We start from the raw sequence: 13371 nt of genomic DNA on the forward strand, positions 1-13371 counted from the left end.
GCGGCACATGAGGAATGTTTCGCACAGAGGATAGGAGGGCGCAGAGAAATGGGCATTGGATCCGTGAAAATCCTCATTCATCCTTCCAATCCGCGTCCCATGTTTTCTCTGCGGTAAAATTTCTTTTCGTCTTTGTGGTTCAAACTCCCTGCAATCCCGAAAGTTTTCGGGAGCTCACTGCAAACTGCAAATTGTCCTTTGCGCCTTCGTGTCTTTGCTTTGAAAAAAAAATGTGCTATCGAATGACGACTGTGGTGCCTTTTGTAAATACCTTTTTGCCTTTGTCGTCGGTGTATTGTAGCATCCATACGTAGGTGCCGGTGGGCACAGGCTGACCATTGAAGCGGCCATCCCATTTGCGGGTCCAGTCGCGGGTTTCAAACACGAGTTCGCCTAAGCGGTTGTACACCCTAAAGTGTAATTCGGTAGCTTTCCACGCATTCAGCGGATAGAGATAATCGTTGAGCCCATCCCCATTGGGTGTAAAGCCGGTGGGTACGGCGATATAGCAATTGTTAGGCACCTGTATGCGATGCACCACCGTGTCTTTACAACCATTGATATGGCCCACAATCAACCGCACAGGTACGCTGCTGAGCGCAGTGGAACTATTAAACAATTGTGCCGGCGGTGCTTGTGCAGCACTCCGTTGACCGTTACCAAAATCCCACTGCCAGGTAGAGATGGGGCCGGTACTTTTATCAGTAAAAACAATGCTATCGCCGGGGCAGGCAAAGTTGGGATATTCAAACCCGGCTTTCAATCGAATTTGTGCCAAATCGGTAACGGCTACGCCCGTCATGCTGCACACCCCGTTGGATACTTTTAGTGTTACTTCTTTTACACCCGAAGTGGTATACAACATGGTAAAGTTGGGAAGAGAGCCGGTGGTTGGATCATCTTTTACACTCCACTGCCAGCTGTTGATGCCATTGTTGCCAGGATTGCTGTACCGGATGGTATCAGTAACGCAACTGCTATTGATGCTGACATTGATAATGGCAGCAACCGTATCGTAAGCTGTAAATGTTTGGCTATTGCCCACCAGCGTTTGTTGGCTGCATTCTGTGGTGAGCGTGTTGCCATCAGTGCCTTGTTTTACTGCCACCGTGTACACACCACCCAAGCGTATTGGGGCAGCCAATTGCAACCGGATAACTTTGCTGACATTGTTGGTACAGGTAACCTGTGCACCGGTTATGCTCACTGCTGCAGGACCTGTAATGGTAAAATCGCTGCCATTGGGAGCAATGCTGCTACACAACACCGGATCTTTCAGCACCACTTCAATTTCAGCAGGCATACACGCCACTGGCGAAATGCTATCAATAACAGTTGGTACTGCTGGCAGTACATTTACCACCAGTGTTTGGCTATCGGGCAATGCGTTGTTGCATACATCCAACACCGTGTTGCCGTCGCTGCCTTTTTTGGAACGCAAGGCAAAATTGCCTGCCGGTACCGGGCCGGTAGTGGTAATGATAATGGAATCGGTATCAAACCCATTGGCACAACCCACACCTGTAGCCCCAATAATGGGTACGTTGCCGGTTACAAATTCCCAATCGGAACCATTGGCGGCAATGCTGCTGCAACGGATTTTTTTGCTCAGCTTGAGGTAAAATTGCGTTCCGCCGCAACCAACTTTCAATTCTTTCATACTCAGGTTGGCGGTATCTGTAATTACAGCAGTGCCGCCGCTGAATTCTAATTTGTAACCAGCCTGCGAATTGGAAAAATGACTCACCAGCAACAGGTAGTTGTGGCCCTCAATGAGGTCGGGCTCTTTGCTAAACTGCGGCACATTTCCATCGCATTCCAGCAGATTAATGGCTGTGGCCGAAGTACCCGTTGGTCCATAATAGCCACTCCAGTTTGCACCCACCACCATTGAAGCATCGGTGTATACGTCAGCAGCATTGCGGTTGGTTACATCATACAATTGCCAGTCGTAATCGCTGGTGGCGCTGTTGGGTGAAATTAAAAACGACAGTTTGCCCGACTTGAAGCAGGTGAACTTATACCAGTACGGATTAACATCACTCAGCGGCACAGTACTGCATTTGGGATTGGGTACCGTTCTTCCACCGCAAAGATTTACCGATGCCTGATTGAACACAGATGTACCACACACGGGGAATGCGGTGGAAGGATTTTGGCCGGGTGTATTGCATACGGGTTGCGCCCACAGCATGGTGGAGGCGAACAACGTCAGCAGCAGTAAGCTCAGCCATTTTCTCATATCAAGCCGGTTGGGAGTTGCGTAAAAATACAATGCTTTTAGAGAACGGCTTGCTCAACGTTTGTAGTTGGACTCATACGTATCAATCCATTGCTGCACGGTCATTTTTTGCATGAGCTCAGCAATAAGGGTATATGGAATGTGCTCCGGCTTTTTAAAGCGGATACAACTCTTGCCCATATCCAGTTTGGCTGTGGTATGCTTGGGATACACTTGCACAAACCAATCCAGCAAAGCTGGTTTTGCATAAATACCCATGTGATAAAAGTTGATGGACGCTTTTTGCGAAGCCAGACCCGCAAATGGTAAAGGCAGTTTTTTATCGCAATGATAGCCATCGGGGTAAAGGCTGTGTGGCACCACATAGCCAATCATGCCATAGTTCATAATGGTTTCAAAACCTTTGGGCAAGTGCTGCACAATGGTAGCATGCAATTGCGTTACAGCTTCGCGGCGATCGTCGGGCAGTTCAGCCAGGTAGGCTTCGGGGGTGGTAGCGGTGCTGGTCATGTTTTATCTATGTTTTACAAAGTATCGGAAAATGACTTAAAATCAAAAAGGGCTGATGTTACTTATCGTAAATATTTCCAAGAATGACTTTGCTATTTTTTATGTTAATACCTGCTCGTAATAAACACTCAAATACTTATTGTTACAATTGCTATCTATTTTGTGGTAACCAATTCATCAGCTTATGAAAATCATTTACACTTTTTGTTTTCTCGCTTTTTGCACTTTAAAGATCAACGCTCAGGTTTCATTTAGCCAATCGCAACTTGAAACAGCAGTTAACTACACCTTTTACAAAAGTCAATTACAGCAAAATGCTTACGGAGGCAGATTTAAAATATTGGTTCCGGTAGCTGAAAAGGTAAAAATCGGTGTAGGTTACAGTTTCAGCAATCCTATGAAATTTGAAACCAACACATTGCTTAGTCCTATTGGATTAGCCCCATCTACTATGACATACAAATTCAGCTCCATTCATCTCAATGCTAATTTCTATCTTCAAAAACCTACTGACAAACATTTTCAATTTTACTTGCCGGTAGGTATTACCTATCAAATGGTTGAATTTGAAGAACGGCTGAAACAAACACCACCCAGTGGTTTTACACCCATTAACATGACCCCCAAAACCAATGAATCTGGATGGCTGGCCAATTTTGGTCCCGGTATTGCCTATACCTACAACAAGTTTCAAATCTTTTCAGAAGCACAAATCGGCTTTCCCATTAGTGATACGCAATACGGAGACGTTGAAAAAGTAATTCCTCTTCAGTTTGGTCTTTTCGCCGGATTGAGATTTTCATTAAAGCCTGCTCCAAAAAAATAATTCAGGAAGTCTCTCATCACCCATCACAACTATACGCCATGGCATCCATATCTACCTTGCGGCGTTCAAACTGGAAGCCATGATACACCTCTACAATTTCCTGCAGCACGGGTTCTATTTCTTCCAATGATTTGAGGGTAACCAGCTTGAGGCGGTAGTCACGAATATTCGGCAAGCCCTTGAGGTAGTTGGTGTAATGGCGGCGCATTTCCAAAATGCCCAGCACTTCACCCTTCCATTGTACACTGCCATGCAGGTGCTGGCGTATCACATCCACCCGTTGCTCAATGGTCGGCGGCGGCAGGTGTTCACCTGTTTGGATGTAATGTTTAATCTCATTAAAAATCCACGGATAGCCAATGGCGGCACGGCCAATCATAATGCCATCTACCCCGTAGCGTTTTTTATACTCCACCGCTTTTTCAGGACTATCAATATCGCCATTACCAAAAATGGGAATCTGTATGCGGGGATTGTTTTTCACCTCCGCTATCAACGACCAGTCGGCCTGGCCCTTGTAGAGTTGTGCTCTTGTACGGCCATGTATGCTAAGCGCTTTAATGCCTACATCCTGCAGGCGTTCGGCTACTTCTACAATGTTCTTGCTGTTATCATCCCAGCCGAGGCGGGTTTTCACAGTTACCGGCAGGCGGGTGCTTTTTACACAGGCTTCGGTAAGCCGCACCATCAGGTCAATGTTTTTGAGCACACCGGCACCGGCGCCTTTGCTCACCACTTTTTTTACAGGGCAGCCAAAGTTGATGTCGAGCAGATCAGGGTTCACTGTATCTACAATGCGGGCACTCATGGCCATGGCTTCTTCATCGCCGCCAAAAATCTGAATGCCTACAGGGCGTTCGGCTTCAAAAATGTCGAGCTTCTTGCGGCTGCGGATGGCATCCCGAATGAGGCCCTCACTGCTGATGAATTCTGTATACATCAGGTCGGCACCATTGAGTTTGCACACGGCCCTGAAAGGCGGGTCGCTTACATCTTCCATAGGCGCCAGCAGTAGCGGGAAGTGGGGTAGTTGTATGTTTCCGATGGTTGGCACAGGGCGCAAAGATAACAGCTGCAATTGGCATGTGTGAAAATGTGTGTAGCCTGGCACAACACACGGATTTCAGAGTACAACTATTTGAATTTCCAGATGAGTGATACGCTCCAGTTGGGTTACAATAAACCTTACTCAGCGTTGCGATCTGATTCGGCTCAGCGTTTCTTTGGTGATGCCCAGAAAGGAAGCAATGTAAATGCCCGGCACACGGGTAATGATGTCGGGAAATTGCTGCAGCAATTTTTGGTAGCGTTCCTGCGCCGATTCAAACTGGATAGACTCCATCCGCTGCTGCGATAAAATGAGGGAACCCGTTACTGCTTTGCGCAACCATTTTTCTATTTCATGATATTCGTCGGCCAGCTGCATCAATTGGCGTTGGTGAAGCCCCCATACCAACGATGGCTCCAATGTATGGATGATAAGCTTGCTGGGTTGACGGTTAAAAAAACTGGTGATGGAAAAAAAGAATTGTTCATCCAGCGCCAGCCATTCAGTGATGTCTTTGCCATGCTTGTGGTAAAAGATGCGTACCGCACCCTGCTCTACAAAATAGAGATAATCTGATACGCTGCCTTCGCGGAGTAATGGATACTCACGTGGATATTGCCAGTGCTGCCATGCTTGCAGCATCACCTGTAGCGGCGCTTCGCTGAGTGGATGAAGCCGCTGAATGTGTTGTTGTAAAATGTTTGTGGAGGGTTGCATTCGTTGCATTGAAAATAGCCATGTTTTCTATACCCAACCAACAGCGTTGCCATTTACTTTTGCGCCATGCCTGTTACCTGTATGACCGCCGCCGACATAGCCGAAGTGCAAGCCCTGGTAAATGCTGCTTACCGCGGTGATGCCAGCCGTGCCGGTTGGACCACCGAAGCCAACCTTATTGCCGGTACCCAACGCATAGATGTGGCATCATTACAGGCTATGCTCGAAAGTAATAACGAGACTGTATTGCTGCTACGCAATACCGAAGGTACTTTGGAGGGTTGCGTGTACCTGCAGCAGCAACCGCAGGGCATGTATCTGGGTATGCTGAGTGTGTGGCCACAGCAGCAGGCACAGGGTACGGGCAAAAGATTGATGCAGGCAGCGGAAGACTTTGCCCGCAGCCAACAAGTACACCGCATTTTTATGAGTGTGATTACAGCACGTACCGAACTCATTGCATGGTATAATCGCCGCGGCTACAACGATACCGGCGAACGTAAACCTTTCCCCGACAACCCGGTGTTTGGTACACCACTGCAGCCGCTGGAGTTTATGATATTGGAGAAGGAGATCGGGTCATGAGGGTTGTTTCGCACATAGGGAACAGAGGACGCAGATCTTTATTTGCCTTCGGCAAATGAGGGTTTATTTTTCCCACAACTTGTCCCGCAGCAGGCGGGAGAGGGCACAAAGGACTCGGAGAAATGATACAATCCGTGAAAATCCATTTTATCCGCATCCTATCATTTTTGCATAAAAAAATCTGTCAGCTACAGACAAGCTGCGGCCGACAGATGGTGCGGGTAATTTGGTAAAAACGATTGGGTGTGTGGATGTAGTTCTTTTCGACTATCGAAGAATATAACGGAAACCAATACCGAGATAGGTACTGTTGCCGGAAAACATCGAATTGAGATTGAAGCTGGTGGAGCGGTCTTTAAAGTTGGTAGTTGTAGATGTGGAGCGATAGCGACTATGATTGAGGTTGGCACCCACCAAATTACCTAAGGTTACATCGGCTATCCAACGTTTGTTGAGCTGATACGCAAGCCCGGGTTGTATACCCACACTCAGGCCATAATTTTCGCCATTGGTAGCAAAGTTGTTATTGTTTTCATATTGCTCTTTTTGCTTACTGAAAGCAAACTGCGACAGAATGGTAGCAGTACCATAAAACTTTTTGCCGAAAGGCAGCAAGTATTGCGATACATACCCCACATTGAATGTATTGGAAGTGCGTTTGGTTTCACCGGCTACGCTTTGGTAATTCTGTGTGTTGCTGTTGTAATTGTAGCCAATCTGAAAGCCACGGATGCGGTTTTCTTTGTGCACCCATTGGCGGCCAACGCCAATGCCAGCACCAAAGTTGTTGTTCTTAAGTGTTTCATTGTTGTTGCTGCTCTCCTGATTACCGGCGCCAATGTTGAAGCTTCCCGTAAGTAGTTGTGTGCCCTTATTCAGTTGAGCGTGTAAAGTGCCGCCACACAGTAGCAGCAAAGCGAGTGTAAAGCTGTTTTTCATGCAGTTATTTTTGGTGATAGTCAGTGATTGATGCTGCAATCTATACTGCAAGAAAACGGATTGCTGTTGCTGCAATGTTAACGACAGACAATTGCTGAGTAATTAACAGTTTGTTGAAAGATATGGAGAGCTATTTGCCTTCGGCAAATGAGGTATTTTTTTCGCACAACTTGTCCCGCAGCAGGCGGGAGAGGTCACAGAGAGCTCGGAGAAATTCTTAGAACATCTGTACAAATCCGTTTTATCCGCGTCCTGTTTTTTTCGTTTCGTGAATGGTGTGGCCTCACCAGCCATGGCATTCTCCGTTACAACTGTTTTTCTGCGGTAAAATATGCTTTGCGTCTTAGCGCCTTCGCGTTGAAAAAACTATACTATGCTAAAGCTGTCTCTGTCTTTCAAAAAAGGCAGTTTGCTGCGTACGTCATCCAAGGTATTTTTTGATAACACACAGGTATGTATGCACTCATCGTGTGCCTGTTCAAATTGAACTTCACCCATGGCATCTACCAGCATGCTGTTGCCACTGTGGTATATATTGTTGCCATCGTGGCCTACCCTGTTTACACCCACTACATAGCATTGGTTTTCGATGGCACGGGCTTGCAGTAAGGTACGCCAGGCATGGCTGCGGCGTTCGGGCCAGTTGGCTACATACATCAGTATATCGTACTCTGTACTGCTGCTATCGCCTTGCTGGCGGGCCCAAACAGGAAAACGCAAATCATAGCACACCATCAGGTTAATGCGAAACCCTTTGACCGAAGCAATAAGTCTTTTGTTGCCTGCAGCATAATGCTGGTCTTCGCCGGCAAAAGCAAACAGGTGCCGTTTATCGTAATAGCCATATTGCCCGTTGGGCAGCATCCATATCAGGCGGTTGTAGTAGCGGCCCTCTTCTTCAATCATGAGGCTGCCGGTAAGAATGATTTTTTTGCGGGCTGCTGTTGCTTGCATCCATTGCACGGTGGGGCCCTGCATGGTTTCAGCCAGTTGCTGTGGCCGCATGCTAAAACCCGTGCTAAACATTTCGGGCAGCACCACTACTTCGGTAAAACCGATGCTGTCAATTTTTTGCTGCAGCATGTGCAGGTTGGCAGCTTTGTCTTCCCAATGCAACTGGGTTTGTATCAGCGACAGATGCAATTGACTCATGCTTACAAATGTACGGGCATCCAAACGGCTAAAACTTGTGTAGCCTTTTTGTGTACTGTAGCTTTACCCATTGTACAATGGCTGCCTCCAAAAACCTGAACAATGAAATATTTTTTGTGCATCCTTCTGTTGCTGGCTACTGCAACATTGCTGTTGGCGCAGCGCAGTCATCGCATGCCGCCCCGCTCCAATGGCGAGTTGTACATACCCAATGTATCGGCCACAGTAAAGCCCGGCGATACCATTTTACTGTCGGGCAAATACAAAATCATAAACCTGAATGAGGTAAACGGCACAGCAGAAAAACCCATTGTGATTTATGCTTGGCATCCTGTAACGATAGGTGCTGGTGCCAGCAACTATGGCATCATGATACAGGGCCGTCATTGGAAATTTTTAGGTGCCGGGCATACCACTGTGTACAATCCCGATTACACATTAAACGTATTGTTCAATGTGGGCAACAGCCGTTTTTTCAGCATTGATAGTGTTTCGCTCCGCAATGGTCAGGTGGGCATTTTTGCCCTGCCGGCCGATAGTTCCACGCATGGCGATGTACGCATCACCAACTGCAGCATAACGCAAATAAAAGGAGCCCGTACAGCAGGCAAAAGTCAGGCCATGCATATTGGTGCCACCAATGTGGCAATGGCCGATACCGTAGGTTACCGCTCGGTGCATATCGCCCATTGTGCGTTATCGGGTATTGATGGGGTAGGCATACAGGTAGTAGGTACACGCAACACATTGATAGAAGATGTGCGTATTGATTCATTTGGCAAAGCCGGATTGCCTTTTCAAAATGGCGGCATTGTGGTGGGGCCACATGTGGCCTTGCAGTTGCAGCATAGCAGCATCAGCACAGGTACCGGACCGGCACTGAGTATTTTTAGTGCGGGTGTGCAAAAGGTATCGCAATGTGTGTTTATGCAAACGGCCACCGCCGCCGATCAGGATGCGGTATATATTGATCAAAAGCAATCGAAAACCGGTGTGGCGAATATTACCCTGACCGATGTGCAGATAAACGGGGCTAACCGGTATGGCGTTCATAATGTGCTGGCCAAATCAGTACGCCTCATTCGGGTGCAGATTAGCAAAGCAGGGAAGGCCAAAACATTTGGGCCGGTGGTAGTGGCAGCCAAGTGATGCCAGTTATTGCAAAAAAGGATTGTGTCTTTTTTCCAACCCAATCTTGGTGGCATCGCCGTGGCCGGGGTGCACCACGGTGCTCTCAGGCAGGGTAAACAGGCGGGTGCGAATGCTGTTCAGCAACGTGTCGTGGTCGCCGCCGGGCAGGTCGGTACGGCCAATGCTGCGTTCAAACAGCACATCGCCGGCCACGATGAAATCTTGCTCGGCGCAGTAGTAGCACAAGTGGCCGGGCGAATGGCCGGGGGCAAAAATGGCTTGCAGGGTATTGTTGCCCAGTTGCAGGGTATCGTTATCGTTGAGGTAATGAATGGGGCCGCTGTAGTTGGTAAAAGGCAGGTTCCAGCGCTGACCAGATATGGGTGCAAACTGCAACACCTGCTCTTCTATGGGGTGCATGTGTGGCTGCAGCTGATAGGTTTCGGCAGCCCATTGCAGGCCAAATACATGGTCGAGGTGGCAGTGTGTTTGCAACAAAAACTGCACATTGAGTGTCTTTTCTGCAATGAAGTTGTCCAATGCTGTTTTTTCATGGTCGAAGTAGCAGCCCGGATCGATGATGGCAGCCAAACCATCGGGGGTGTAGAGCACGTAAGTGTTTTCTTGAATGGGGCTGAAAGTAAACTTCGCAATGTGCAGCATGGTTGATACGTTTTACTGCCGGCAAAAATGCACTCTTTTGGCTGTCAGCGTACTGTTAAAACAACTAACCCTTAAACGGTAGCCCATGCCAATAGCAATATTCTGCTACCTTTAAAATTCGTTCATTATCATGCTTATATCCAACAATCGTATGCCCAAATATCATTCGCTGTTCCTGCGTTTTGCCCTGCTGTTGCTCACACTGGTATCTGTTGCCGAAGGCATGGCACAGGTATCGGCGGTACAGTTTGGCAAAAACCGTATTCAGTACCGCAAGTACAACTGGCGTTTTTATCAAACCGACAATTTCAATATTCATTTTACCGAAGGTGGTTTGGAGCTGGCCAAATATGTGCTGCAAGTGGCCGAAGAAGAACTGCCGCAGCTGGAAGCTTTTACAGAAATAGCCCTGCAACGCCGGGCCAATGTGGTATTGTACAACAGCTACGACGATGCCGAAGCCACCAACATTGGATTGGAAAATGCCGAAGCCGACCCCGGTGGTATGACACGGCTGGTGAACAATAAAATGATTCTCTACTTCAACGGCAACCACGCCGACCTGCGTCGCCAGATTCGGCAGGGCATTGCCCGCATATTGGTAGACAACCGCCTGTTTGGCGAAAACCTGGGCGAAGTAGCCAGCAACGCCGCCCTGCTTGATTTGCCCAAATGGCTCACCGATGGCTACGTGGCCTACGCTGCCGAAAACTGGAGCATTGAAAGAGATGATGAACTGAAAAATGCCTTGCTGGCCAATGAGTACAAAAACTTTTATGCCTTGGCTTTCGACAGGCCTCAATTGGCAGGGCAGGCGTTTTTTCATTACCTGGCCAATAATTACAAAAAAGAAAACGTCACCTACTTTTTGTACCTCTCCATTTTGTACAAAAACACCAACAATGCTTCGCTACGCATTTGCCGCAAAAAGCTGAAAGATGTACTGAAAGATATGATGGAGCAGGAAACGGAAAAGTACTATGCCGATATCCGTGGCCGCCGCAACTACCCCAAGGGTAGCATTGCCGTTACAGAAGACATCAACAAGGATCAGGATTTTTACCACTTTGCTGCCAACCCCAATGCACGGTCGTACACGTACGCCGTAGCTGAGTACAAAAAAGGCTTTTACAATGTATCGCTGTACGAAAATTTTGTAAACCGCAAAGTGCTCATCAAAAGCGGCATTCGTACGTACAAGCACGAACGCAACCCTGTGTACCCCGTAATGAGTTGGGATGGCAAGGGCAGCCGGCTCGCCGTTATTTACTGGGAAAAGGATAAAGTGAAACTGATGATTTACGATCTGGTGAATGCCAGCGTAACCAAAAAAGTAGACCTGCCTTTTGACCAGGTACAGGATGCCCAGTATTTCCTCGACCACAAACGCCTGATTTTGAGTGCCGTGAAAAATGGCCATACGGACATTTTTGTGTACAACATAGAAACGGCCAAAGTAGAGCAGATTACCAACGATGTGTGGGATGATGTAGACGCTTCTTTTGTTTCATTCCCCAATAAATATGGCATCATTTTCAGCAGCAACCGCCCTACTGCAACCACTGTGGGTGCCGATACATCATTGCCCAGCGATTACCGATACAATGTGTTTTTGGCCGATGTAGATGACAAAGGTGGCTTCCGCCAGATTACGCAACTCTCCAACCTGCAGTTTGGCAATGCCCGCTACCCCACGCAGTACAACATGAACCACTTCACATTTGTGAGTGACGAAAGTGGGGTGGCTAACCGCTACGCCGGCTTTTTTACCACCAAAGCCGAAGGCCTCGATACACTGGTGATTATTGGCGATGAAATACTACGCAACCCTTCACTCAAAGAAGTAGACAGTACGCTGAAAGCATGGGACCGCTCCGAGCCCGATTCTATTGGCCTCATTGCTCTCACCAAAGATTCTACCTACACCTTCCCCCTCACCAACTACCAAAGCAGCCTGCTCGAAAGCCGCATAGCCGGCGATAAAGGACAGGTAACCGAAGTAACCCAGCAAAGCGGCCTGAAAATGCTGTACCGCCTGAGGGTAGATAGTGTAACCCTGCGGAAACGCAACGTAAGTGCCCGACCCACCGACTACGTAAAAGAAGTACAAACCGAACTACGGCGGGAGAAAGGAACAGGCACCCTATACCAAACCCAAACCGCCAAAGAAGACAGCACCGGCGATATGTCTTTCCTTGGGGAGTTTGTAAAGAAGAATGACAGCATCACCAAAATAACCGGCCCGGTAGAAGTAGATAAAACACTGGAAAGAAAACGCCTGCTGGAATCGGCCAAACTGTATAAATACAAACTCCGTTTCAGCAACGATTTGGCATCGGTTGGTGTAACCAATACTATGGTACTCACCCGCTACCAGCCCTACCAGGGTGGCAGTGGCCCCGTACAGCTCAACAATGGCAACAACCTGAGCTGGTTGCTCATGGCCAGCCTGAGCGATGTAATGGAAGACTACCGCATCAGCGGTGGTATGAAGCCGGGTGCAAATCTTGCCGACAATGAGTTTTTTATCGATTTCCAAAACCGCCGCAAACGCATTGACTGGGGTGCCATGTACTACCGCTCCAAAAACAGCAATGTGGGCGTTACTTTCCCCAATGCATCCTTTATTTATCCCGGCAAAATCATCACCAACCTGTATCAGGGCAATGTTACCTATCCGCTGGATAAAGTGCGGAGTGTACGCCTGATTGGTGGTGTTCGTTTCGACCGGGTAATTGTGAGTGCCGTGGATCCGTTATCGCTGAAGCAAGAAGACGAAAACCTGGAATACGCCAACCTTCGGGCCGAATATGTGCACGATAACTCACTGCTGAAAACCACCAATATCTGGAATGGTCTCCGCTGGAAAGTGTACATGGAAACCATCATGGGCTTGCAAAAATCTGCCCTGCTGGCCGGCCAAAAAGCCACCAACCAGTTTACCTACAACATGGGGGCCGACTTCCGCTACTACGTACCCATTTACCGCAACTTTATTTGGGCAGTGCGTGGTGCTGCCGACATTAGCTGGGGTAACCAAAAACTCATTTACTACCTGGGTGGTGCCGATGGTTGGATATCGCCCAAGTTCAACAACGCTAACCGCCCAACACAAGGGGTAAACTACCTCTATCAAACCTTGGCCGTAAACCTGCGTGGCTACCAGCAAAATGTGGCTAATGGCAACAACGCCGTTGTCATCAACAGCGAATTCAGGCTGCCCGTGTTCAGCACTTTCTTCAATAAGCCCATCAACAATGCCTTCCTCCGCAACTTTCAGTTGATTCAGTTTTTTGATTTAGGTAGTGCTTGGGAAGGAACGTTCAAAGGCATCTCCCGCCCCAATGTGGTGTATGGCGCCGGCGACCCCAACAATCCGGTTCGCATCAACATCAAAGCCGGTGGCGTTGGCCCCTTCATTGGTGGCTATGGTTTTGGTGCCCGCAGTACCTTGCTCGGCTACTTCCTGAAGGTGGATGCCGGCTGGCCCATGGGTGGCTTCTTCAAAGGCAAGCCAGCATGGTATTTTGCCCTCGGCTTCGATTTTTAATACATAAC

11 protein-coding genes are annotated in these 13371 nt (G+C 48.2%); 4 read left to right on the forward strand and 7 right to left on the reverse strand.

What is annotated here, in order from left to right; all coding sequences use genetic code 11:
• Positions 1 to 235 precede the first annotated feature (235 nt).
• Together V7Q13_RS08590 and V7Q13_RS08595 are read right to left on the reverse strand one after the other, a co-directional pair.
• Complete coding sequence (locus V7Q13_RS08590) at positions 236 to 2242, reverse strand: gliding motility-associated C-terminal domain-containing protein (protein ID WP_333800273.1); 2007 nt, start codon at positions 2240 to 2242, stop codon at positions 236 to 238.
• A gap of 54 nt (positions 2243 to 2296) precedes the next feature.
• Entirely contained in the window at positions 2297 to 2752 is a 456-nt protein-coding gene (locus V7Q13_RS08595; protein WP_333800274.1) for a DUF1801 domain-containing protein, read from the reverse strand.
• A 184-nt stretch (positions 2753 to 2936) separates the two neighbouring features.
• Here V7Q13_RS08595 and V7Q13_RS08600 point away from each other — a divergent pair, with 184 nt between their 5' ends.
• Positions 2937 to 3578, forward strand: a complete 642-nt coding sequence (locus tag V7Q13_RS08600) for a hypothetical protein (RefSeq protein WP_333800275.1) — start codon at positions 2937 to 2939, stop codon at positions 3576 to 3578.
• Between the two features lie 16 nt (positions 3579 to 3594).
• Here V7Q13_RS08600 and dusB read toward each other — a convergent pair whose 3' ends face one another.
• Together dusB and V7Q13_RS08610 are read right to left on the reverse strand one after the other, a co-directional pair.
• Positions 3595 to 4632: a tRNA dihydrouridine synthase DusB gene (gene dusB, locus V7Q13_RS08605; RefSeq protein ID WP_333800276.1), complete on the reverse strand. Its 1038-nt coding sequence runs from the start codon at positions 4630 to 4632 to the stop codon at positions 3595 to 3597.
• A 135-nt stretch (positions 4633 to 4767) separates the two neighbouring features.
• Entirely contained in the window at positions 4768 to 5343 is a 576-nt protein-coding gene (locus tag V7Q13_RS08610) for a Crp/Fnr family transcriptional regulator (RefSeq protein WP_333800277.1), read from the reverse strand.
• Between the two features lie 66 nt (positions 5344 to 5409).
• Here V7Q13_RS08610 and V7Q13_RS08615 point away from each other — a divergent pair, with 66 nt between their 5' ends.
• Positions 5410 to 5928, forward strand: a complete 519-nt coding sequence (locus tag V7Q13_RS08615) for a GNAT family N-acetyltransferase (RefSeq protein ID WP_333800278.1) — start codon at positions 5410 to 5412, stop codon at positions 5926 to 5928.
• Between the two features lie 267 nt (positions 5929 to 6195).
• Here the strand turns inward: V7Q13_RS08615 and V7Q13_RS08620 are convergent, their stop codons facing one another.
• On the reverse strand, positions 6196 to 6867 hold the full coding sequence (locus tag V7Q13_RS08620; RefSeq protein WP_333800279.1) for a hypothetical protein: 672 nt from the start codon (positions 6865 to 6867) through the stop codon (positions 6196 to 6198).
• A 366-nt stretch (positions 6868 to 7233) separates the two neighbouring features.
• Entirely contained in the window at positions 7234 to 8019 is a 786-nt protein-coding gene (locus V7Q13_RS08625; RefSeq protein WP_333800280.1) for an amidohydrolase, read from the reverse strand.
• Positions 8020 to 8121: 102 nt separating this feature from the next.
• Between V7Q13_RS08625 and V7Q13_RS08630 the strand changes: the two genes are divergently transcribed.
• Complete coding sequence (locus V7Q13_RS08630; RefSeq protein WP_333800281.1) at positions 8122 to 9168, forward strand: right-handed parallel beta-helix repeat-containing protein; 1047 nt, start codon at positions 8122 to 8124, stop codon at positions 9166 to 9168.
• A gap of 6 nt (positions 9169 to 9174) precedes the next feature.
• Here the strand turns inward: V7Q13_RS08630 and V7Q13_RS08635 are convergent, their stop codons facing one another.
• The gene (locus tag V7Q13_RS08635; protein WP_333800282.1) at positions 9175 to 9813 is read right to left on the reverse strand and encodes an MBL fold metallo-hydrolase; all 639 of its coding nucleotides are present in this window, start codon (positions 9811 to 9813) and stop codon (positions 9175 to 9177) included.
• A gap of 130 nt (positions 9814 to 9943) precedes the next feature.
• Here V7Q13_RS08635 and V7Q13_RS08640 point away from each other — a divergent pair, with 130 nt between their 5' ends.
• Positions 9944 to 13363, forward strand: a complete 3420-nt coding sequence (locus tag V7Q13_RS08640) for a hypothetical protein (RefSeq protein ID WP_333800283.1) — start codon at positions 9944 to 9946, stop codon at positions 13361 to 13363.
• Positions 13364 to 13371: the final 8 nt, after the last annotated feature.

The sequence above is a fragment of the Phnomibacter sp. genome, assembly GCF_036803085.1.
Taxonomy (GTDB): Bacteria; Bacteroidota; Bacteroidia; order Chitinophagales; family Chitinophagaceae; genus Phnomibacter.